Below are 21524 nucleotides of genomic sequence, written 5' to 3'. Positions count from 1 at the left end.
CCGCAACAGTCTAGTGTCGCCTCTCTTCGAAAGCTGATTTTGGGGGAACCAATGCTGCAATGGCTGGATGGCGTGGCGGGTCCTGGTTATGCCGCAGCAATCCTATGGACGTTTGCAGTACTTGTCCTTCTGCTCATCATTCTTGTTATCATCAGGCTGGTCCGCAGTCTGACATTCGGAACATTCGTCGCCGGCGGCAGGAACCGCAAGACGCGGCTGGCTGTCATGGATGCCACAGCGGTCGACAGTCACCGGCGGCTGGTGCTGGTGCGCCGCGACGATATCGAGCACCTGCTCTTGATCGGTGGTCCGACCGACGTCGTCGTCGAGCGCGACATCAGGCTCTCGGCGCTGCGCCGCCCGGCATTGACCGGAGACAACGGCCACCAGCCGGCAGCAAGGCCAGCTCAGACCACAGCCGCGCCGGCGAGGCAAGCGCCGCCGCAGCCGGCAAGCGTGGCCGCAACCCCTGTCCGAGCCCGCCAGACGGCGACGATGCCGGTAACAATGCCGGCGCCGGCGCCGAAACCGGCATCGAACGTCACACCCTTGCCAAGTTATGGATCCGTCAACGCCAATGCCTCGCGGCATGCGCAGCCGCCGGTAAGACAGGACTCCCCGGCAAGATACGAGCCGCCGGCACAGCATGAGTCGATTGACGATGCGCTGATGAAGGAGCTGGAAGTTTCCCTCGACGAGCCACGCTTCAGCCAAACGCCGAGCAAGCCGGTGGCGAAGGCATCGCCCTCTCTCGACGACGAGATGACGAAGCTCCTCGGCGAGTTGTCCAATCAGAAAAGATAGGCCGATAGCGAACGGCCAATGAAAATGGCCGGAAAACCGGCCATTTTGAACGCTTTACCGATGCCGCTGTTTTTCCCGGCGACTCAGTCGTCGCGGTAGACCTTCTCGCGCCGCTCATGGCGCTCCTGTGCCTCGATCGACAAGGTCGCGATCGGGCGCGCGTCGAGCCGCTTCAGCGCGATCGGCTCGCCCGTCTCCTCGCAATAACCGTAAGTGCCTTCGTCAAGGCGCTGGAGGGCGGAATCGATCTTCGAGATAAGTTTTCGCTGGCGATCGCGGGCGCGAAGTTCGATGGCGCGGTCGGTTTCCGAGGAAGCGCGATCGGCGAGGTCGGGGTGGTTGGCGTTTTCCTGCTGCAGGATTTCGAGAGTTTCGCGCGCTTCGCGCAAGATGTCGTTCTTCCAGGTGACGAGCTTCATGCGAAAGTAGGATTTCTGCCGCTCGTTCATGAACGGCTCGTCTTCGGAGGGTACGTAATCGGCGGTAACGATATCGTTCATTCGACTCACCCAACAAACCCCAAATTTGGCGCCTATATATTCGCGGACCGAAAGCTGCACAAGGTCAATCGACGACAGTTTCACGCAATTGTTAGTCCCGGACAAACCAGCATCTGCGATGCCCTTTTTGCAAAGAATACGACCGAATCCGTACATGATTCGCTATGCTTGAGGGGCGCTTGCCATTGCGCACCGAGCTCTTCTGATGGCAAATCCTGCGGCGTGTTGACGGGTTCGGTGCCCGGCACAACGGGGATCCGGTGACCAGACTTTACCTGCTGAGGCATGCGAAGGCCGGCTGGGCGCTGCCTGGCGTGGCTGACTTCGACCGCCCGCTCGATGCATCCGGCTTCGCCGATGCCGAAGCGATGGGCGTGCTGATGCGTTCCCGCAAATACGCACCGGGCTTCACGCTTTGCTCAAGCGCCAGGCGCGCCCGCCAGACGCTGGAAAGCTTGGCTGGCCATGCGGATACGGGCCGGGTGCTGTTCCTTGACACGCTCTACAACGACGATGCCGCCGCGTACCTCGCTGCCATCCGGCAGAATGGCGGGCTGGATGCCCTGCTCGTCATCGGCCACAATCCGATGATTGAGGATCTCGCCATAGCGCTCTCAGGCGACGGCGAGGAGACCGCGCGGGCCATGCTGAATCACGGCTTCCCGACCTCCGCACTTGCGGTGGTGCGGTTCAACGGCAGTCTTGCCGCGGCTGCGCCGGGCGCCGGCTATCTCGAAGCCTTCCTGACGCTTGCCGATATCTGAGGCCATTTCAAAGCCGCGCATCAAAGCCTATATCGGGTCCTGACCGGCCCGCGAGAACAGATTTTGGCATCATCGCTGACGACTTTCACCGACGAGGCGAAGATTGCCTTGGATACGTTGTCAGGCCGCGCTGCCGGGCTTTTCGCTCCGTCGCTGCGTCTTGGCGTGACCGGGCTGTCCCGCGCCGGGAAGACGGTGTTCATCTCGGCCCTTGTGCACAATCTGGTGCATGGCGGACGCTTGCCGCTGTTTGAGGCACAAAAATCGGGGCGCATCGCCCGCGCTTTTCTGGAAGAGCAGCCGGACGACGCCGTACCACGCTTTCAATACGAGGATCACATCGCGGCTCTTGTCGACGATCGCGTCTGGCCGGATTCGACGCGTGCGATTTCCGAGCTGAGGCTCACCATCGAATACGAATCGGCCTCTGGCTGGAGCCGCATGTTTTCCGCCGGCAAATTGTCGGTCGACATCGTCGACTATCCCGGCGAATGGCTGCTCGACCTGCCACTGCTCGGCAAGTCCTACGCCGATTTTTCGCGTGAGGCCTTCGAGATGGCCGTGTTGCCGGTGCGTGTCGATCTTTCGAGGGAATGGCGGACGCTCTCCAATCCGGTCGACCCCAGCGCCGATGCCGACGAAATGACGGCGCGCCGTCTCGCCGAGAGTTTCGCCGCCTATCTCAAGGCCTGCAAGCTCGACGATCGGGCGCTTTCGACCTTGCCGCCCGGCCGCTTCCTGATGCCCGGCGATCTTGAAGGCTCGCCAGCTCTCACCTTCGCGCCACTGCCGAATCCGGGCGGCCGACGCGCCCGCTCGGGATCGCTGCAGGCTATGATGGAGCGGCGCTACGAGGCTTACAAGACCCATGTCGTCAAACCGTTCTTTCGCGAACACATCACGCGTCTCGACCGGCAGATCGTGCTCATCGACGCATTGCAGGCATTGAATGCCGGCCCCGGCGCGATGGCCGATCTGGAACGTGCAGTCACCGAAATCCTGTCCTGTTTCCGGCCCGGCCGGGGCAACTTCCTGACCGACCTGTTTTCGAGGCGCATCGACCGCATATTGGTGGCCGCGACCAAGGCCGACCATCTGCACCACGAAAGCCACGACCGCCTGCAGGCGATCGTGCGGCGGCTTGCCGACCGCGCCGTGGCGCGGGCGAATTTCACCGGCGCCGACGTCGACGTCGTCGCCATGGCGGCCATGCGCGCGACCCGTGAAGGCACGGTCAAGCAGGGCCGCGAGACTTTGCCGGTCATTATCGGCACGCCATTGCGTGACGAAAAAATCAATGGCGAAACCTTTGACGGAAAGACCGAAACAGCCATATTTCCCGGGGACTTGCCGGAGAAAATTGATGCGGTGTTCGACGTTTCCGAATCGGCCCGCCGGCAGAATAATGACGACCCCGCGATCCGCTTCGTGCGCTTTCGCCCGCCGAAACTCGAGCGCACCGCCGAGGGCGTCACGCTCTCGCTGCCACATATCAGGCTCGACCGCGCGCTGCAGTTCCTGATTGGAGATCATCTCGCATGAGTGCGCCCCGCAGACCGGCGGCCTTTCGCATCGAGCCGGAGCCCCAGCAGAAGGAAGATCCGACGGCTCGCCGTGCTGCGTCCGAGGCCGCGCCGGCGCGAAAGCCGCGTACCGTGAAGGCGGATCTTGCCGTGGTCACACCGGCGGAGACCGACGTGTTCGACGAGCCTGATATCGTCGCTGCCGAACCGCCGCCGGCGATTGCGCCGCGAAAACGTTCGCTGCTTGGCAGCCTGTTCTTCGGCGCGCTGGGCGTTCTGGTTTCGCTCGCCGTCGGCCTCTGGACCGACCAGCTGATTCGCGACCTGTTCGAGCGCGCCGAGTGGCTGGGCTGGCTGGCCGCCGGTATGGCCACGATCGCCATCCTGGCGCTTCTGCTCATCCTCGTGCGCGAGTTTATGGCGATTGCCCGCCTTGCCGAGGTCGAAAAGTTGCAGAAGCGGGCGCTCGATGCGATTGCCCGTGACGATTCGAAGACGGCCCGCGCCGTGGTCGACGAGTTGTCGGCATTTGTCGCGGCCAAGCCCGAAACCGCGGCTGGCAGGCGCTCGCTGGCCGAATTGCGCGGCGAGATCATCGACGGCGGCAATCTGGTGCGGCTGGCCGAGACCGAGATCCTCGGGCCGCTCGATGCCCGCGCCAGGGTGATGATTCTCGAAGCGGCGAAGCGCGTCTCCCTGGTGACCGCTGTCAGCCCCCGCGCGCTGGTCGACGTCGCTTATGTCGTGTTCGAAGCCGGCCGGCTGATTCGCCGCCTGGCGGAACTTTATGGCGGCCGCCCCGGCACGCTTGGCTTTTTTCGCCTGGCGCGCAGCGTTCTGGCTCATCTCGCGGTCACCGGATCGATCGCCGTCGGCGACAGTTTCGTCCAGCAGATCGTCGGCCATGGCCTTGCCGCCCGGCTCTCGGCCAAGCTCGGCGAAGGCGTCGTCAACGGCATGATGACTGCGCGCATCGGCATTGCAGCGATGGAAACGGCAAGGCCCCTGCCCTTTTACGCTGTCAAGCGGCCCGGATTGGGCGATTTCCTCTCCGCGCTGACCTCCTTTGCAGCAAAGAAAGAAAAAGAAACATCCGCTTCCGGAACGTGACTATTGCCTTGGGGTGACAAAGCATTAACCAATCTTGTCCATGGTCGGAAGCGTCCAAACCAGTCTCTTTGTTGCCGGGTGTCGTCGATGAAAAGCGTTATTCTGTCCAGCGGGCTGCCCGTGGCGCTCGCGCTTGTCGCAACCGTCGGCATTGCCGGAAAGACCTCGGCGGCGGAACCGGACAAGCAGTTCTTTCGATCGGTCGAAGGCAAATGGGTCGGCCCCGGGGAAATCGTTGCCGGCAAATACAAGGGCACGAAATTCACCTGCAGCTTCATCGGCTCGACGCCTGACGGCAAGGTCGGCATGTCGCTCGACGGCGGCTGCCGGGTAGGCATGTTCACCCAGCAGATGTCGGCAACGATCGAACACAAGGGCCGGCAGGGGTACAAAGGCAGCTTTATGGGCGGGGCCGCCGGCTCCGGCCTCGACATTATCGGCGGCAATGTCGTCGATGCGCACAAGGTGGTTTTCACCATCAACCGCAATCAGTTGCGCGGCGTTATGCAGGCGCTTGTACCCGACGACAATTCGATGACGGTGACCGTTGCCGTGCGCGTCGACCAGCAGCTGGTCCCGGTCATCGGCATGAAGCTGAAGCGGATCGATGCAGTCGAGGTCGGCTCCATAACTCCGAACTGACTTTCAGCGTGAGAAAGGCGGCGGCCAAACGGCGCCGCCCTCTTTTGATTTGCAATTAGCGCTCAGCCCTTGATCGCGGCAATCACCTCGTCATAGGCCTTGCAGGCCTCGGCCGCTGTCGTGCCGCCCTGATATTGGGTTGTGACCGCTTGGACCTTGGCCCCGAGGTCGGCTGCCTTGGCTGGATCCTTGATAATCGCAGCCTGAAGTGCCACAGTCATATCCTGTGCCTTCTTGGTCAGCATCTCGGTCGTGCACTCGGGTGCCTTCGAACAGGCAGAACCGGCAAGCGCTGCGATGCCAACGGCAACCAGCAAGAACTTCTTCATGTCAGTCATCTCCTCAAAAAAGGGCCGCGACTTGATCGTCGCTCGCCCTCCACTGGCCGAAGCCGGGCGTCCTTAGCGCCGGATCGCTGAAACAAGCAACGCCAGGCACTCCATTATCCTGTACAGTGCGCCTGCAATATCGCCTTCACAATGCGCCGCATTCGCACTGTTCGATCCGCCCCGAAGCCCCTATCTTGGCCGCTTGTTGCAAGAGAGCGGAATGGCAGGCATGGCGGCAGAGGCATCGAACAGCGATCTGATCCAGGTGGTGGCGCTGCTTGCCGCCGGCGTCGTTGCGGTACCGATCTTCAGGCGCATCGGACTTGGCTCCATCCTCGGCTATTTGACGGCCGGCGTAGTGATCGGCCCGTTCGGGCTGCGCATCTTTTCCGAATCGGAAGCCATCCTTCATGTCGCCGAACTCGGCGTCGTCATGTTCCTGTTCATCATCGGGCTGGAGATGCAGCCGTCACGGCTATGGGGCATGCGCCGCGAGATTTTCGGGCTTGGCGCGCTGCAGGTCGGCGTCTGCGCGGTCCTGCTGACCGGCGTCGGGCTGGCGGGAGGTTTTCCTATCGCGCAATCCTTCGTCGCCGGCGCCGGTTTCGTGCTCACCTCGACGGCAATCGTCATGCAATTGCTGGAAGAACGCGGCGAACTGGCCACGCCCAAGGGCCAGCGCATCGTCTCGATCCTGCTCTTGGAAGACCTGGCCATCGTGCCATTGCTGGCGCTGATCGCCTTCCTCGCGCCGGGCGGCGCCGATATGAGCCTGTCGGATCGGTTGACGGAGGTCGGCATCGGCCTTGCCGCGATCGTCGGGCTGGTGCTTGCAGGACGCTATCTGCTCAATCCGTTCTTCCGTATCCTGGCGGATGCGCGCGCCCGTGAGGTGATGACCGCCGCCGCCCTCCTGGTCGTTCTCGGGTCAGCGCTTGCCATGCAGCTTTCCGGCCTGTCGATGGCGATGGGCGCCTTCCTGGCCGGTGTGCTTTTGTCGGAATCGACCTTCCGCCACCAGCTGGAGGCCGACATCGAACCGTTCCGCGGCATTCTGCTCGGGCTGTTCTTCCTCGCCGTCGGCATGTCGCTCGACCTGCATGTGGTCGTCGTCAACTGGCAGCTCATTGCCATTTATGTCGTCGCCTACATGGCGATGAAGGCGATCGGCATTTATATCGTCGCCCGCGTCCTCAAAACCGGTCACCGGGAAGGGCTCGAGCGCGCGGTCTTCATGGCGCAAGGCGGCGAATTCGCCTTCGTCCTCTATTCCGCAGCGGCAGCGGTCGGGATCATCGATAGCCAGGCCAATGCGATGCTGACCGCCATCGTCATCATTTCCATGGTGCTGACGCCGTTGGCAATCATAGCCCTGCGGTATCTAACACCGCGCGACGAGCAGTCGCTTGAAGGCGTCGATGTCGCCGAGGGCCTGACCGGCAGCGTGCTGATCATCGGCTTTGGCCGGTTCGGCCAGATCGCAAGCCAGCCGCTTTTGTTGCGCGGGATTGATGTGTCGATCATCGACAATGAGGTCGAGATGATCCAGGCGGCGGCCGATTTCGGCTTCAAGGTCTATTATGGCGATGGCACGCGGCTGGACATCCTGCGTGCCGCGGGAGCCGGGCGCGCACGCGCCGTGCTGATCTGCGTCGACAAGCCCGATGCCGCCGTGCGCATCGCGGAACTGATCAAGGCGGAGTTTCCCCTGCTGACGGTGCTGGCGCGCGCCTTCGACCGCGGCACGGCGTTGCAGCTCATTCGTGCCGGCGTCGATTATCAGCTCCGCGAGACGTTCGAATCGGCGCTCGTCTTCGGCGGCTCGACCCTGGAAGCCCTCGGCGTCGACCCGGAAGAGGTCGCCGAGGTAGTCGAGGACGTCCGCCGCCGCGATGCTGCCCGTTTCGAACTTCAACAGGCTGAAGGCATCCGCGCCGGGCGGCGCTTCCTCAAAGGCAATATCGGCACGCCCATCCCGACGCCGCTCAGCACGCCACGGCGCGCGGGCCAGGCGCTCAACGAGGAGACCGCCGGCGTGCTGCAGAAATCCGAGGCGGCCGATTGAACATTGGGAAGACGCGAATGATGAACGAACTGGACGAGCGCGCTGTCTCCGTCACTGGATTCTGGCGCGACGCGGGGGAGGACGCGTGGTTCGAGAAGAACGACGCCTTTGATACCGACTTCCGCACCCGGTTTTTCGATCTGCACTTCGCCGCCGCCCGCCGCGAATGCGACGGCTGGTCCGAACACGTCGAAGGGTCGCTGGCACTGATGATCTTGCTCGACCAGTTTCCGCGAAACTGCTTTCGCAGCACCGGCCACATGTACGCCACCGACCCGCTGGCGCGGTATTTCGCCGGGAAGGCGATCGCTGCCGGCCATGATTTGGCGCTCGACGAAGAGCTCCGCGTTTTTCTCTATCTGCCCTATGAGCATTCGGAGGACCTCGCCGATCAGCTCAAATCGGTGGAGCTTACCGCCGCCAAAGCCCCGACCTATCTGAAATATGCGATCGAGCATCGCGACATCATCCAGCGCTTCGGCCGCTTTCCGCATCGAAACAGGATGCTTGGCCGCGAGACGACACCGGACGAACAAATGTTCCTCGACGGAGGTGGGTTTTCCGGCTGACTTCGGCCATCGATGGCGGCAGCGTCAAGCCTTCCACCAATCGCGGCCCGACGGCAGCCGTTCAATGCCCGATGTGTCGACGGCGGCTAGCCGCTCCGACACGCTCTTGCCGTCGACCACAAGCTCCGGCGCAATTTCTGCCAGCGGTGCCAGCACGAAGGCGCGCTCCAGCATGCGCGGATGCGGCACCTCCAGTCCGGTCTCGTGGATGATGCGGTCGCCGAACACCAGAATGTCGATATCGATCAGGCGCGGACCCCAGCGTTCCTCGCGCACCCGCTTCAGTTTTCGCTCGGCGTCGAGGCAAAGGTCGAGCAAAGCCCGCGGCGCGAGCGCGGTCGAGATTTCGGCCGCCGCGTTGAGGAAATCCGGCTGATCGAGCTTGCCCCAGGGCGGCGTGCGGTAGAGCGACGAAACGGCAACGACGCGCGTGCTCTCGTTGGCATCCAGAATGCCCAGTGCCGCAGCCATCGACTTCGCCGGATCACCGAGATTGCCGCCAAGGCTGAGATAGACGGTGTTGTTGTTGTTACTATTCTGGCCAGACAACGGTCACCTCGACATGATCGAGCACACCCGGCACCGGGGCGTTCGGCTTGCGCACGGTAATCTCGGCCTTTTTGATCTGCGGAAACCGCGCCGTCAGCGCCCTCGCCACTTCGAGCGCCAGCGCTTCGATCAGAAAGCGCCGTTCGCCGGTAATGATCTTCTCGATGACAGCAAAAGCGATGCCGTAATTGACGGTGTCCTCGATGGAATCCTCGACCAGCGCTCGCCCGGGATCCACCGTGAGCGCCGCATCGACATAAAAGCGCTGGCCGAGCGTCTCTTCTTCGTCGAGCACACCGTGCCGGGCAAAGAAGGCGCAGTTCTTCATGCGGATGACATACATGGCTCAGCTTTCCCCGATCTCACGTGCCAGCATAGCATCGGCGATGGCCAACGCGTCCACGTTGATTGCGACATCGTGGACGCGAAAGAGATGCGCGCCTTTGAGCCTCAGGATGACGCTGGTGGCCGCGGTCCCGGCACCTCTTGCGGCTGCGTCGCGGCCGGTGACGGTGCCGATAAAGCGCTTTCGCGATGTGCCGGCCATCAGTGGAAAACCCAGCGCATGAAGTTCGGAAAACCGTGCCATCAGGTCAAGATTTTCCGCTGCCGTCTCCTTGGCGAAGCCGAAGCCCGGATCGAGCACGATATGATCGTCGGCAACACCGCTCCGCCGCGCGATTTCCAGTGACTTCCTGAGGAAGAAGAGCTGATCGGCAATCACGTCGGGCAGTTTCTGCCGGTCCCGACCCGTGTGCATGGCGACAAGGCCGGCGCCGGTTTCGGCCGCGACGCGGGCAATGCCCGGTTCGCGCTGCAGGCCCCAGACGTCATTGACGATATGTGCGCCGGCTTGGACGGCAAGCCGGGCCGTGTCCTCGCGATAGGTATCGACCGAGATCAGCGTTCCGCCAGACGTCGCGAGCGCCTCGATGACCGGCAATATGCGGGCCTGCTCTTCCTTTGCGGAGACCGCAGACGCCCCGGGACGTGTCGATTCTCCGCCGATGTCGATGACGGAGGCGCCCTCCTCCACCATGCGGCGCGCCTGGGCCACCGCTTTTTCCGGGGCGTCGAACAGGCCGCCGTCCGAAAAACTGTCCGGCGTGATGTTGAGGATGCCGACAACCACGGCCTTGCCGCCAAGGTCGAGATGGCGTCCGTGCGCCAACTGCCATCGCCCTGTCATCATTGCCCATCAACCATGTTCGATCCCGCGGCGTGGCTAGGGATCAATTCCGTTGCGCCGGAGACGGCGGTAAAGCAAGGTGGGCAAAGAGGCAACACGATGAAACGATCCCTCCTCTGCGCCCTGATGCTCGCTCTGACCGCATTCCCGGCCGGCGCCGCAACTCTCGTCAAGACATATAGTTATTTCCCGATCGGCGGCAGGACGCTCGACGACATCGAGACCCAGCTGTCGAAACTCGGGCCTCAGGTGAGAAGCACCGGGTCGCGGCATCCGGGCGCCACCCAGATGGCGTTCACCACCCGCGTCAGCTATGCGCAAAAGCCGGGCTCGTGCTGGATTGCCGACGCTGTCGTCACCGTCAAGGTCAAGGTGATCCTTCCCGAGTGGCGCCGCCCGCGCAAAGCCGATGCCGGCGTCAGGCTGTTCTGGGATACGTTGTCCGCCGACATCAAGCGCCATGAGGAACGCCACGTCGAGATTGCCAAAAACCATGGCCGCGAACTCGAAGACGCCTTGAAGGCGAGCTACCCGGAAAACACCTGCGAACTGGCCAAAGCCAAGGCCGCGAAAATCACGGCGGCCATGCTCGCCAAGCACGACCAGGAGCAGATGCGCTTCGATCGTGTGGAAAGCGTCAATTTCCAAAGCCGCATCCTGCGGCTTCTGCACTATCGCATCGAGCGCATTGAGAACGGCCGGCTCGCACCCGGCTGATCTCCGCGTCGTTGGACAAAGCCAATTTTGCCGAAACATAGTGCCAGCTTCGGAAAACTTTCGAGCCGCTGTCGAAATCGGCCTATAGCGAACGACATATGCCAGGTTCGCAGGGATCAGCCTCCGGCAAACGCCAATCGGCGTACTGGATGCTTCCCAGCCCGTCGCGGAAGTGCACGCAGGCATAATGGATGAACAGATATGGACCAGGCTGTCGACAAGCAAGCGATGGTGGAAACCAGCGCGCCGCTGACCGAAACCGAAAAAAACGCCATCATCGGCGGCGTGCTTTTGTCGATGCTGCTGGCGGCGCTCGACCAGACCATCGTCGCGCCGGCGATGCCGACGATGGCACGTCTGCTCGGGCACGCCGAATATCTGCCATGGATCGTGACCGGCTATCTTCTGACCGCGACCGCCGTGGCGCCGCTCTACGGCAAGATCTCCGACATTTATGGTCGCCGGCCGACCGTCTATGCTGCAATCCTGATCTTTCTCGCCGGGTCGCTGGTTAGCGCCACGGCGCCCAACATGCTGGTCCTGGTTGTCGGCCGGGCGATCCAGGGCGCTGGAGGCGGCGGTCTGTTCGCCCTGACGCAGACGGTGATCGGCGACCTCGTGCCGCCGCGCGAGCGGGCCCGCTACGCCGCCTGGATCTCGGGCACCTGGGCCGTCGCCAGCATCGCCGGGCCGCTGCTCGGCGGCACCTTCGCCGAACATCTGCATTGGTCGCTGATCTTCTGGATCAACATTCCGCTCGGCCTACTGGCGATGGCGATCATCAACAACCCGCTCAAGAAGCTGCCGATCGCCGCAAAACATCACCGCATCGACGGCCTCGGCGCGCTGCTTCTGGTCGCGGCCACCTCGCTGCTGCTACTTGCCTTGAATTGGGGCGGCAGCGAGTATCCGTGGCTGTCGCCTGAAATCTTTGGACTGCTCGCCTGCTCGGCGGTGTTCTGGAGCGCGTTCGCGCTGCGGCTGATGCGCGCGGCCGAACCGCTGATCTCGCTCGAAGTGCTCGGCAATCCGATCGTTCTCGCCGGCACGCTGTCGATGTTCCTGCTGCAGGCCGCCAATGTCGGCTTGTCGGTCTATCTGCCGGTCTACCTGCAATCGGTCGTCGGCCTGTCGGTCAGCGAATCGGGCACCGCATTGCTTGGGCTGATGCTCGGCACGGTGGCCGGTGCGACATTCAGCGCGCGAATGATCCCGCGCTTTTTCCACTATAAGCGCATTGCCATGATCGGAACTGTTTTCTCGATTCTGTGCCTCGGCGTGCTCAGCCTGGTCGCCGGGCATGCCTCACTATTGGTCGTCGAGGTGCTGACGACCTGCATAGGGCTGGGCACAGGCACGACCTTTCCGGTTGCCACCGTCTCGGTCCAGAACGCCGTCGATCGCATGCACCTTGGCGTGGCGACCGGCGTGCTCACCTTCCTGCGCTCGCTGGGCAGCGCGCTTGGCGTCGCCATGCTTGGTGCCGTCGCCCTTGGCTACGGCCTGCCGCTGGCCAGCGAAGGCACGCAGCCGGCAGGCCATGTCGCCTCGGCAATGCCGTTCGTGATGATCTTTCTTGCCGCGGCCGCGATCTTGCTGTTGTCGCTCATCACGCTCAGGCTGATGCCGGAAAAAACGCTGCGCGGCCATGCAGAGGCTGTGGCCCCCGCCCTGGCGGAGTAGACCGGCCTGACGAAAATATGGCGAGGTTCAGCCGACCACGCCGAGCTTCTTCTGCAGACTGGTCGACGAGGTCGTATACTGGAACACGATGCGCTCGCCGGGGCTGACGATGCGCTTGGCTGCCTGCGCCATCAAGGCGACCTCGTGGAAGCCCGACAGGATCAGCTTCAGCTTGCCGGGGTACCAGTTGATGTCGCCGACGGCGAAGATACCGGGCACCGACGTCTGGAATTTTTCGGTGTCGACCGGGATCAGGTTCTCGTAAAGGTTGAGGCCCCATTCGGCGATTGGGCCGAGCTTCATCGTCAGGCCGAAGAATGGCAGCATCCGCGTACACGGCACTTCGATATCGCCCTCCGGCCCCCTGATGATGGCGGAGGCGAGCTGGCCGTCGGCACCGGTCAGGCCGGTCACCTGTCCGACCTGGAATTCCAGCTGCTTCATCTCCTGCATGGCATACATCTTGTTGACGCTGTCGGGCGCTGCACGGAATTCGGGCCGCCGGTGCACCAGTGTCACGCTCTTGGCTACCGGCTGCAGATTCAGCGTCCAGTCGAGCGCCGAATCGCCGCCGCCGACGATGACGAGGTCATGGCCGCGAAAGTCCTCCATCCGGCGCACCGAGTAGAACACGCTCTTGCCTTCATAGGGTTCGATGCCCGGAATCGGCGGCCGCTTCGGCTGGAAAGAGCCGCCGCCGGCGGCGATCACAACAATTTTGGCTTCGAACACCTCGTTTTCGTCGGAAGTGACGCGGAAGCTGCCGTCCTCCAGTCTTTCCAGGCTCGAAACCATGCGGTTATAGGTGAATTCGGGCTTGAACGGCGCGATCTGCTCAAGCAGCTTGTCGACCAGACCTTGCGCCGAGATCGAGGGCCAGCCCGGAATGTCGTAGATCGGCTTTTCCGGGTAGAGTTCGGCGCATTGCCCGCCGGGCCGGTCGAGTATGTCGATCAGATGGCACTTCATGTCGAAGAGGCCGAGCTCGAATACGGCAAAAAGGCCGACAGGCCCTGCCCCGACAATGAGTACGTCTGTCTTGGTGATAGCGGTCATGAAGGATGCGCCTTTATGGGAAAACGCGCGACACTGCATGACCATTGGCCCGCTGCCAAGCGGCAGCGGCAAAAATCGGCTTCAGCCCTGGCGGGCCGGCACGCGCACGATCAGCCCGTCGAGGGCGTCGCGCACCTTGATCTGGCATGACAGCCGCGAATTCGGCTGGACCTCGTAGGCGAAATCCAGCATGTCCTCTTCCATGGCTTCCGGCTCGCCGACCTCCGCCGTCCAGGCTTCGTCGACATAAACATGGCAGGTCGCGCAGGCGCAGGCGCCGCCGCATTCCGCTTCTATTCCCGGCACCGCATTGCGGATCGCATTTTCCATGACGGTCGAGCCGTTTTCGGCATCCACGTCAAAATGCGTGCCGTCATGGGCGATGAAGGTCAGCTTGGTCATTTGTCACCTGAAGGGAGTCTGAGCCGACATAATCACTCTGGCGGACAAGTCAACTGCGGCGCGAAAGCGCCGCTGCGTGGCGTTTTGGAGATAAGTCCTATCGGCTGATGGCGGCGACGAAATCCCGCACTTCTTCGATCAGCGAGCCAAGCCGCTTCAGCGTGCTGGCGTCTTCGGGCCGGCATTCGATCGCGCTGGCGCAATCGGCAATGGCAAAGGCGCCGACCCCGCGCGCCGAGCCTTTGAGCCCGTGTGCCAATAACAGCCGCTGCCTAACATCCGCATCGACGATCTTGTCGCGCACCGACAGCGCCTGCTGCACGAATAGAGCCAGCACCTCCTGCTCGAGGCTCCGATCGCCCATCGTCTGGCGCGCAAGATGCGCCAGGTCGATCGGCCGCGCCCCGGCTGTCCCCGACACGTCGCCGCCTGGCATCGAGAAGGCAATGCCGTTTTCGCCACGTATCACTTTGAGACTCCGTTCTTCGACCGCCGCAAAAACTAGGCGTATCCGGTGGACAACGGGTTAATGATTGGCCCGGAAAAATGTCGCGATAACGGCGCCGGAATCACGGCTGTGTTAACCTTATATTTAAAGTTTTACGTATCGGCCGGAATGCATGTTTTCTTTACCCGGCTGTGTCATTACGATACGACAGGTCCATTTTCAGCCTCCTGCGCGGGACACGCTAGGCAGAATCAATAAGCAGAACCATAAGTCCCGCCGCAGCTTGTACAGGGTAGCGAAGGCATGGCGAAGAAACCAACGACGACAAGAACGCTCGACAGCGACGTAGCCAGGGAACTCGAAAAGGCACTTGATATCGATCTGAGCGGCGATGCCGGCGGCGACTTCGACATGGCGGCATCCATGGAAGATCTGGAAGCGCAAATATCGCAAGCCGCCGAAGAGCTGGCACGCGAAGGTCGCAGCCAGAACGAACCGCCGGCCCCGGACCAGACCCAGAACGCGGCACCTGTCGCCAATCAAAGCCAGAACGCAAATCCCGCGCCAAAAGCCAAGCCGGCTGAGTTGCGTCCTGTCGCAACGCGCAATGGCTCGCAGCCGGCAGCTTTCTCGCCGGCCAACGACGATCGTCAAAAAGACTATAAGACGCTCCTGCACACCCTCAATCGGCGCGCCTCGAACACGATCTATTGGGTCGTGGCTTTCGTTTCGCTGGCCTGGATCGCCGGCGCTGGTGGCCTTGCGAACCTGTTGTTCGGACCTGGCATCTGGAACATCCGCACCTTCGATCAGTTTTTCGCCCGTCCCGAGCTGATCGGCCTGGCGGTTGCGGCAATCGTGCCCGTCATCCTGTTCTGGGCATTCGCAGTGATGATTCGCCGCGCTCAGGAGATGCGCCTTGCCGCGCAGTCGATGACCGAGGTGGCCTTCCGTCTGGCCGAGCCGGAAAATCTTGCCCAGGATCGCGTCATGATGATCGGCCAAGCGGTTCGCCGCGAGGTGGCGGCCATGGGCGAAGGCATCGAACGCACGCTTGCGCGTGCTGTCGAGCTTGAAACGCTGGTTCACAGCGAGGTGAACCAGATCGAGCGCTCCTATTCGGAGAACGAGTCGCGCATCCGCTCGCTGGTCGACGGGCTGGGCAGCGAGCGCGAAGCGGTCGTCACCCATGCCGAGCGCGTGCGCGCCTCGATCACCGGCGCCCATGAGACGCTGAAAGACGAGATCAACGCCGCCAGCGATATCATTCGCGACAGCATTCTCAACGCCTCGACCAAGCTGTCGATGACGATCAACGAATCCGGCGACACGCTGATCGACAGGATCAACGGAAGCTCGATGTCGATCTTCGATTCGGTGGAAGGCCGGCTCGAATCGATCACCGATCGGCTGTCGACGTCGGGCGAGGCCTTCGCCAGCCTGCTCGACACCCGCATCGCCAAGCTGACGGACACCACCGATGGCCTGACGCGGTCGCTGACCGACCTGCTCGACGACCGCACGAGCGGCATGGTGTCGCTGCTCGGCGGTGCCGCCCGCACACTTAATTCCGAATTCGAAGCCAGCCTCAACGGCATCGAGCGGACGCTTGCCGAACGTGGCCAGGCGCTTATCAGCGAGTTCCAGACCCGCGCCGAGGCGCTCGACACCGGTACGCAGAAGCTCAACGCCGCGCTGGAGGCTCGCGCACGCCAGATCAACGAGACGCTGGTCGAGCGCGCGCGCGAAATCGCCCACACCTTCCAGGACAGCAAGGAGACGCTGTCGGCGATGATTGATCAGGGCAAGACCCAGATCGGCGCCGACATGGCCGACATCATTTCATCGACCTCGACGATGCTTGAGGCCCGCGCCGGCGATTTCGCCGGGCGCATGGAGGCGGCACGCCATGTCGTATCGCGTTCGTTCGATACGGACATCCAGCGGCTTGCCGAGGCTCGCGCCGGCATCGAGGAAGCCGTCGAAAACCACAGCCACAAGCTTTCCGAAAGCCGCGACCGGATGGCGGCGGCAATGCAGGCCGATCTGGCGAAGTTCGCCGAGGGTCGCGCCGAAATCGACGCAGCGGTGGCCAACCAGGTGCAGAAGCTTGCCGAAGGCCGCAGCCTTATCTCGCGCGCCCTTGAGGAGGATCTGCGCAAGGTCAACGAATCGCGCGCAGCGATCGACGCTTCGCTGGGCAGCCATCTCGAAAGCCTTGAAGAGGGTCGCAACAGGCTTGCCCAGGCCTTGAACGAAGACTCTGGAAAACTCGTGCAAGCTCGTACGATGATTGATGAAATGGTTGCCGGGCACGTCGGCAAGCTCGCCGAAGGCCGCAGCATCCTTTCGCGCGCGCTGGAGGCCGACCTCGGCAAGCTGGCAGAGAGTCGCGCCGGCATCGACGGCCTAGTCGCCGGTCAAGTCGAAAAGATCGCCGAGGGCCGCGCCATACTCGCCAGTGCGCTGGAAGCCGACATCGCCGGCATCAATGGCCTCATCGAGGCGCATTCGGCGAAATTGGCGCAAGACCGCAGCGGCCTTTCCCAGTCGCTCGATAACGACCTGTCCGACATCAGGAGCCTGATCGCCGATCATTCTGGCAGGCTCGCCGATGACCGCAGCCTGCTTTCGAAGACGCTTGAAGACGATCTTGCCAAGCTGGCCGAAAGCCGGTCGAGCATCGATGGGCTGGTTGCCGGCCAGGTCGAGAAGCTGGCCGAAGGCCGCGACATCCTCAAGCGCGCGCTTGAATCGGACCTGAACGCGATCAAGGGCGTCATCGCCAGCCAGTCTGAAAAGCTGGCGGAAGACCGTGGCCAGTTGTCACGGGCACTGGAGAGCGACCTGGAGACTGTGCGGGGCGTTGTCTCCGATCACATGAACAAGCTCACAGAGGACCGTTCGACCCTTTCAAAGGCGCTCGAAGACGATCTCGTCAAATTGGCCGAAAGCCGCTCGAGCATCGATGTGATGGTTGCCGGACAGGTCGAAAAGCTGGCCGAAGGCCGCGACATCCTCAAGCGCGCGCTCGAAGCCGATCTGAGCACCGTCAAGGGCGTCATCGCCAGTCAATCCGAGAAGCTGGCGGAGGATCGCGGTCAGCTGTCGCGGGCACTGGAGACCGATCTCGAGGCCGTGCGGGGCGTCGTCTCCGATCATATGAACAAGCTCGCCGAGGACCGTTCGGCCCTTTCGAAGGCGCTCGAGGACGATCTCGCCAGGCTGGCAGAGAGCCGGTCGAGCATCGACGGGCTGGTCTCCGGCCAGGTCGAGAAGCTGGCCGAGGGTCGCGACATCCTCAAGCGCGCGCTGGAAGACGATCTTGCCAAGCTGGCCGAGAGCCGCTCGAGCATCGACGGACTGGTTTCCGGCCAAGTCGAGAAACTGGCCGAAGGCCGTGACATTCTCAAGCGCGCTTTGGAGGCCGATCTCAACACCATCAAGGATGTTATTGCGGGGCAGTCCGAGAAACTGGCGGAAGATCGCTCAACCTTGACCAAGGCGCTCGAAGACGACCTTGCCAAGCTGGCCGAAAGCCGCTCGAGCATCGACGGACTGGTTTCCGGCCAGGTCGAGAAACTGGCCGAAGGCCGCGACATCCTCAAGCGGGCCTTGGAGGCCGATCTCAGCACGATCAGGGGCGCCATCGCCGACCAGTCGCAGCTATTGACCGACAATCGCGCACAGTTTTCGCGTGCCCTGGAAGCCGATCTCGGCAATGTCAACAACCTTGTCGCAACCCACGCAGAGAAGCTTGTCCAGGACCGCTCGACGCTGTCGAAGGCGCTCGAGGACGATCTCGCCAAGCTGGCCGAAAGCCGCTCGAGCATCGATGGGCTGGTTGCCGGCCAGGTCGAGAAACTGGCGGAAGGCCGCGACATCCTCAGGCGCGCGTTGGAAGCCGATCTGGAAAGGCTTGCAATGAGCCGCAGCGAGGTCGACGAGATCGTCGCCGGTCATGTCGGCAAGCTGAGCGAGGGCCGCGACATGCTGACCCGCGCATTGCAGGACGATCTCTCCAGGCTCGCCGAAACGCGCAAGGATGTCGACCGTTCGCTGTCCGGCCATATCGACCAGATCGCCGCCAGGAGCACCGACATCTCCGATGCAATCGCTGCCGACGTAGAAAAGATCGAGCAGGTGTTCAGCCGGCAGACAGGCGTCATCGAGGAGCGCGCCAGCACCATGGAGCGGGCGCTGTCGACGGGTGTCGACAACGTTCGCAGTGTGCTCGAAAGAAGCGCGGTCTTCGTCGCCGGGGCGCTGCGCGAAAAAGTCATGGAAGTCACCAGCGCACTGCATGAGCAGGCGGGCGCCGCATTCAGCGATGCCGACCGCAAGATCGCCGAGCGCGCCGAGCAGACCTCGGCGGCCCTGCTCGCCAGGGCGGAGGACATCGCCCGCACCTTTGAAGAGGCGGATCGTCGCCTCGCCGCCCGCGCCGAGGATACGTCGAGCGCACTGATTGCCCGCGTCGACGACACGTCGAACACCTTGCTCGCGCGTGCCCAGGAGACGGCCGATCAGCTGGCAGCCAGAGCAAGTGAGATTGCCGGCACCTTCGACGCGGCGGACCACAGGCTGGTCTCTCGCGCCATCGAAACGGCCCAGTCGCTGGCCGCACGTGCCGGCGACATCCTGCGCAATTTCGAAACAGCCGACGAGCGGCTGGGCGTGCGCATCGGCGAATCCGCCGAAGCGCTCGCGGCACGCGCCTCGGATCTGGGTCGCATTTTCGATGCCGCCGACCAACAACTTATTTCCCGCATTGCCGAAGGCTCCGAGGCACTTTCGGCCCGTGCGTCCGAGATCGGCCGCATCTTCGAGGAGGCGGATCATCGTCTGGTGTCCCGCATTGCCGACAGCAGCACCGCCATCGGCGAACACGCCGACACCATTGTCGGCGCCTTCACCAGCACCGAGCAACGGGTTGCCGAACGCGCCAGGCAGACTGGCCAGGAACTCGCCGTCCATGCCCGTGAAATCGAGCAGGTGCTTGCCGGTGCCGACGAACGCCTGGCATCGAGTGCTGCTGTTACAGCCGCCCGCGTCGAGGAGCAGGTCGCCAGCGTCGAGAACCGCCTCGCCTACTCCGCCGAGACAATGGGCCAAAAGCTCAACGAACAGGTTTCGAATGCCGAGGCGCAGCTGGTCTCGCGTGCCAACACGATCGCCGAAACCTTCACCGCGGTCGGCCAGCATATCGGCCAGAGCACCAACGACGCTGCAAAGACCATCGGTGCCAATACTCGCGAGCTCAGTACGATGCTTGCGGCACGTTCGGCCGAAATATCGAAAATCCTGGACGAGACGGCACGGCCTCTGGTCGAGCGCTTCGCCCAGGGCGGCTCCGAGCTGCAAAAGAGCATGGAAGAGGTCACCGAACGTGCGACCGAGAAGCTGCGCACTCAAAACGCTGCCCTCGTCGACGCCCTCGCCAGCCGTACGGCCGAAACCCTGTCGGCCGTCGAAGGTGCGCGCTCGACGCTTGCCGACAGCGTTGCCGACCTCATCGGCCGCATGACCACCTCCAGCTCGCAGCTCGGTCAGTTGATCGAGCAGGCCGCGACCAATCTCGGCCAGGTCGACGAACGCCTGACCGGCAGCACGCAAAGCTTCGCCGCGACCACGGAAAAGACCGCGCAGACCTTCGCCAGTTCGGCGCGCCTGGTCGATTCGAACACGACGCGGCTCACCGAGCTGTCGTCGTCGACCTTGCGCGAGGTTGCTTCAATCGCCACCAAGTTCGACGAGCACAGCCGGTTGCTTTCCAGTGCCTCGGACCTGTTGAGCTCGGCCCAGAGCAATCTCGAGCACACGCTCGAAAGGCAATCGTCGCTGGAGGACCTCGCCGTCGGCCTTGTCAAGAAATCGGAAGATCTCGAAAGGGTCATGCGCTCGTTCGAGAATCTGGTCGGACAGACACTGCAGAACGCCGAAGGCAAGACGCTGGAATCCGCCGACAAGATCCGTACCGCGATTTCCGAAGTAGTCGATTCGGCCACCAAGCGATTTGCCGATGCGACCGAGGAGATGCGGCGTACCGCCGGCTCGATCAAGAGCGAGCTCGACCTCACCCGCGCCGAGCTCAAGAAGGGCGTCATCGAGATGCCGGAAGAGGCAAAGGAATCCACCACGGCTATCCGCCGTGCCGTTTCCGAGCAGATCAACGCGCTGAAGGAGCTTTCTGAAATCGTTGCCAAATCTGGGCGCGGCACCGACAGTTCGGAACAGCGCAACCTGCGTCCGGCGCCGCAAGCGCCTGCCGCACGCGCCGCCGAACCGCCACGTCGCCCGGCTCCGGCTCCCGAACAGCGCCGTGCACCGCAGGCACCTGCGGGCGAGACGGCGCTGCGCGGTACGCTCGACCTCGAACGTCCCGCAGACCAAGCGCCGCGCCAGCGCGACCCCAACGGCCGCACGCCGCAGGGCGGTTGGGTGCGTGACCTCCTGACCGGTGCATCGCGCGAAGACGACGCCAAGCCGGCAGCGCCCGCCGAAGCGCCGCGCCCGGCTCCCGCCGCGCGTTCGCCGCTTCATGTCGTGGAATCGCTGAACTCGCTCTCGGTCGATATCGCACGCGCCATCGATCACGATGCCTCGATCGAGCTGTGGAACCGCTACCGGCGCGGCGAGCGCGACGTCTTCACGCGCCGACTTTACACGCTGAAGGGCCAGCAGACGTTCGACGAAATCCGCCGCAAATATCAGTCGGAGGCGGAGTTCCGCGCAGCTGTCGATCGTTACTGCGACGATTTCGAAAAGCTGCTCAAGGACGTGTCGCGCAACGACCGCGACAACATCATGGCGCAGACCTACCTGACCTCGGATACCGGCAAGGTCTACACCATGCTGGCCCACGCCAGCGGCCGCCTGCATTGATCAGGCGACAATGGAGCATGAAAAAGGCGGGAATTTCCCGCCTTTTTCGCGCCGTGCCGATCTTCATCCTATCAACACATGAAGCGACAGCCCAGGATGCGTTCAAATGAACGAGGCATCCTGCTCTATCTGTTGTTTAGCCGCATTTCTGCGGTGCCAAGTAACACCATTGGGCAGAATGCTCTAGGGTCAAAAACCAAACACTCTGAACGACCGAGTTCGACCCATTTCTGCCGTTCCGATATCGGCCTCACCATCTCCAAGGCGGTACATTCACCCACTATTCGGC

General features: G+C 62.9%; 18 protein-coding genes. 10 read left to right on the top strand and 8 right to left on the bottom strand.

What is annotated here, in order from left to right; all coding sequences use genetic code 11:
* The first annotated feature begins 51 nt into the window (after positions 1 to 51).
* Positions 52 to 804, top strand: coding sequence for a hypothetical protein (locus AC0L2X_RS14920; RefSeq protein ID WP_473559748.1), 753 nt, complete (start codon positions 52 to 54; stop codon positions 802 to 804).
* Positions 805 to 887: 83 nt separating this feature from the next.
* Here the strand turns inward: AC0L2X_RS14920 and dksA are convergent, their stop codons facing one another.
* Complete coding sequence (gene dksA / locus AC0L2X_RS14915) at positions 888 to 1304, bottom strand: RNA polymerase-binding protein DksA (RefSeq protein WP_023674847.1); 417 nt, start codon at positions 1302 to 1304, stop codon at positions 888 to 890.
* A gap of 260 nt (positions 1305 to 1564) precedes the next feature.
* On the opposite strand from dksA, the gene AC0L2X_RS14910 reads away from it, so the two are divergent.
* From AC0L2X_RS14910 to AC0L2X_RS14895, 4 genes are all read left to right on the top strand, one after another.
* Entirely contained in the window at positions 1565 to 2068 is a 504-nt protein-coding gene (locus AC0L2X_RS14910; RefSeq protein ID WP_352491600.1) for a SixA phosphatase family protein, read from the top strand.
* A 63-nt stretch (positions 2069 to 2131) separates the two neighbouring features.
* Entirely contained in the window at positions 2132 to 3610 is a 1479-nt protein-coding gene (locus tag AC0L2X_RS14905) for a YcjX family GTP-binding protein (protein WP_473559746.1), read from the top strand.
* Positions 3607 to 4701: a YcjF family protein gene (locus AC0L2X_RS14900; protein WP_473559744.1), complete on the top strand. Its 1095-nt coding sequence runs from the start codon at positions 3607 to 3609 to the stop codon at positions 4699 to 4701. Before AC0L2X_RS14905 ends, AC0L2X_RS14900 begins: the two co-directional genes overlap by 4 nt.
* Positions 4702 to 4788: 87 nt before the next feature.
* The gene (locus AC0L2X_RS14895) at positions 4789 to 5343 is read left to right on the top strand and encodes a hypothetical protein (RefSeq protein ID WP_023674843.1); all 555 of its coding nucleotides are present in this window, start codon (positions 4789 to 4791) and stop codon (positions 5341 to 5343) included.
* Positions 5344 to 5405: 62 nt separating this feature from the next.
* Here AC0L2X_RS14895 and AC0L2X_RS14890 read toward each other — a convergent pair whose 3' ends face one another.
* Positions 5406 to 5672: a hypothetical protein gene (locus AC0L2X_RS14890; RefSeq protein ID WP_473559742.1), complete on the bottom strand. Its 267-nt coding sequence runs from the start codon at positions 5670 to 5672 to the stop codon at positions 5406 to 5408.
* Positions 5673 to 5901: 229 nt separating this feature from the next.
* Here AC0L2X_RS14890 and AC0L2X_RS14885 point away from each other — a divergent pair, with 229 nt between their 5' ends.
* Positions 5902 to 7737, top strand: a complete 1836-nt coding sequence (locus AC0L2X_RS14885; protein ID WP_473559810.1) for a monovalent cation:proton antiporter-2 (CPA2) family protein — start codon at positions 5902 to 5904, stop codon at positions 7735 to 7737.
* Between the two features lie 20 nt (positions 7738 to 7757).
* The gene (locus AC0L2X_RS14880; RefSeq protein WP_352491641.1) at positions 7758 to 8306 is read left to right on the top strand and encodes a DUF924 family protein; all 549 of its coding nucleotides are present in this window, start codon (positions 7758 to 7760) and stop codon (positions 8304 to 8306) included.
* Between the two features lie 24 nt (positions 8307 to 8330).
* Here the strand turns inward: AC0L2X_RS14880 and folK are convergent, their stop codons facing one another.
* From folK to folP, 3 genes are read right to left on the bottom strand one after another with little or no spacing between them, the layout of a single operon-like run.
* Positions 8331 to 8855: a 2-amino-4-hydroxy-6-hydroxymethyldihydropteridine diphosphokinase gene (folK, locus tag AC0L2X_RS14875; RefSeq protein WP_473559741.1), complete on the bottom strand. Its 525-nt coding sequence runs from the start codon at positions 8853 to 8855 to the stop codon at positions 8331 to 8333.
* A complete protein-coding gene (folB, locus tag AC0L2X_RS14870; protein ID WP_023674838.1) occupies positions 8839 to 9198 on the bottom strand; it encodes a dihydroneopterin aldolase in 360 nt (119 codons plus the stop codon). The genes folK and folB overlap by 17 nt, the downstream gene beginning before the upstream one ends.
* Positions 9199 to 9201: 3 nt before the next feature.
* Complete coding sequence (folP, locus tag AC0L2X_RS14865) at positions 9202 to 10047, bottom strand: dihydropteroate synthase (protein ID WP_352565337.1); 846 nt, start codon at positions 10045 to 10047, stop codon at positions 9202 to 9204.
* A 96-nt stretch (positions 10048 to 10143) separates the two neighbouring features.
* On the opposite strand from folP, the gene AC0L2X_RS14860 reads away from it, so the two are divergent.
* Positions 10144 to 10761 carry a DUF922 domain-containing Zn-dependent protease gene (locus AC0L2X_RS14860; protein WP_352491606.1) on the top strand — a complete coding sequence of 206 codons (618 nt, stop codon included), beginning with the start codon at positions 10144 to 10146 and terminating at the stop codon, positions 10759 to 10761.
* Positions 10762 to 10962: 201 nt separating this feature from the next.
* Positions 10963 to 12444, top strand: coding sequence for an MDR family MFS transporter (locus AC0L2X_RS14855; protein ID WP_352491607.1), 1482 nt, complete (start codon positions 10963 to 10965; stop codon positions 12442 to 12444).
* A gap of 27 nt (positions 12445 to 12471) precedes the next feature.
* Here the strand turns inward: AC0L2X_RS14855 and AC0L2X_RS14850 are convergent, their stop codons facing one another.
* The 3 genes from AC0L2X_RS14850 to AC0L2X_RS14840 form a co-directional block, all read right to left on the bottom strand.
* Positions 12472 to 13500, bottom strand: a complete 1029-nt coding sequence (locus AC0L2X_RS14850) for an NAD(P)/FAD-dependent oxidoreductase (RefSeq protein WP_352491608.1) — start codon at positions 13498 to 13500, stop codon at positions 12472 to 12474.
* A gap of 81 nt (positions 13501 to 13581) precedes the next feature.
* The gene (locus AC0L2X_RS14845; protein WP_352491609.1) at positions 13582 to 13902 is read right to left on the bottom strand and encodes a 2Fe-2S iron-sulfur cluster-binding protein; all 321 of its coding nucleotides are present in this window, start codon (positions 13900 to 13902) and stop codon (positions 13582 to 13584) included.
* A 97-nt stretch (positions 13903 to 13999) separates the two neighbouring features.
* On the bottom strand, positions 14000 to 14368 hold the full coding sequence (locus tag AC0L2X_RS14840) for an Hpt domain-containing protein (protein ID WP_292660938.1): 369 nt from the start codon (positions 14366 to 14368) through the stop codon (positions 14000 to 14002).
* A gap of 285 nt (positions 14369 to 14653) precedes the next feature.
* On the opposite strand from AC0L2X_RS14840, the gene AC0L2X_RS14835 reads away from it, so the two are divergent.
* Complete coding sequence (locus AC0L2X_RS14835) at positions 14654 to 21235, top strand: apolipoprotein A-IV repeat region-like domain-containing protein (protein WP_352491610.1); 6582 nt, start codon at positions 14654 to 14656, stop codon at positions 21233 to 21235.
* Positions 21236 to 21524: the final 289 nt, after the last annotated feature.

This window comes from Mesorhizobium sp. WSM4828 (assembly GCF_055811175.1).
The sequence above is the reverse complement of the archived record's forward strand: the minus strand, read 5'-3'. Positions and strand labels throughout refer to the sequence as shown.

Excerpts from the sequence above, each read along its gene's own strand:
- AC0L2X_RS14920 (WP_473559748.1), top strand. The coding sequence starts at position 52 with ATGCTGCAATGGCTGGATGGCGTGGCGGGTCCTGGTTATGCCGCAGCA.
- dksA (WP_023674847.1), bottom strand. The coding sequence starts at position 1,304 with ATGAACGATATCGTTACCGCCGATTACGTACCCTCCGAAGACGAGCCG.
- AC0L2X_RS14900 (WP_473559744.1), top strand. The coding sequence starts at position 3,607 with ATGAGTGCGCCCCGCAGACCGGCGGCCTTTCGCATCGAGCCGGAGCCC.
- AC0L2X_RS14895 (WP_023674843.1), top strand. The coding sequence starts at position 4,789 with ATGAAAAGCGTTATTCTGTCCAGCGGGCTGCCCGTGGCGCTCGCGCTT.
- AC0L2X_RS14890 (WP_473559742.1), bottom strand. The coding sequence starts at position 5,672 with ATGAAGAAGTTCTTGCTGGTTGCCGTTGGCATCGCAGCGCTTGCCGGT.
- AC0L2X_RS14885 (WP_473559810.1), top strand. The coding sequence starts at position 5,902 with ATGGCGGCAGAGGCATCGAACAGCGATCTGATCCAGGTGGTGGCGCTG.
- AC0L2X_RS14880 (WP_352491641.1), top strand. The coding sequence starts at position 7,758 with ATGAACGAACTGGACGAGCGCGCTGTCTCCGTCACTGGATTCTGGCGC.
- folB (WP_023674838.1), bottom strand. The coding sequence starts at position 9,198 with ATGTATGTCATCCGCATGAAGAACTGCGCCTTCTTTGCCCGGCACGGT.
- folP (WP_352565337.1), bottom strand. The coding sequence starts at position 10,047 with ATGATGACAGGGCGATGGCAGTTGGCGCACGGACGCCATCTCGACCTT.
- AC0L2X_RS14860 (WP_352491606.1), top strand. The coding sequence starts at position 10,144 with ATGAAACGATCCCTCCTCTGCGCCCTGATGCTCGCTCTGACCGCATTC.
- AC0L2X_RS14855 (WP_352491607.1), top strand. The coding sequence starts at position 10,963 with ATGGACCAGGCTGTCGACAAGCAAGCGATGGTGGAAACCAGCGCGCCG.
- AC0L2X_RS14850 (WP_352491608.1), bottom strand. The coding sequence starts at position 13,500 with ATGACCGCTATCACCAAGACAGACGTACTCATTGTCGGGGCAGGGCCT.
- AC0L2X_RS14845 (WP_352491609.1), bottom strand. The coding sequence starts at position 13,902 with ATGACCAAGCTGACCTTCATCGCCCATGACGGCACGCATTTTGACGTG.
- AC0L2X_RS14835 (WP_352491610.1), top strand. The coding sequence starts at position 14,654 with ATGGCGAAGAAACCAACGACGACAAGAACGCTCGACAGCGACGTAGCC.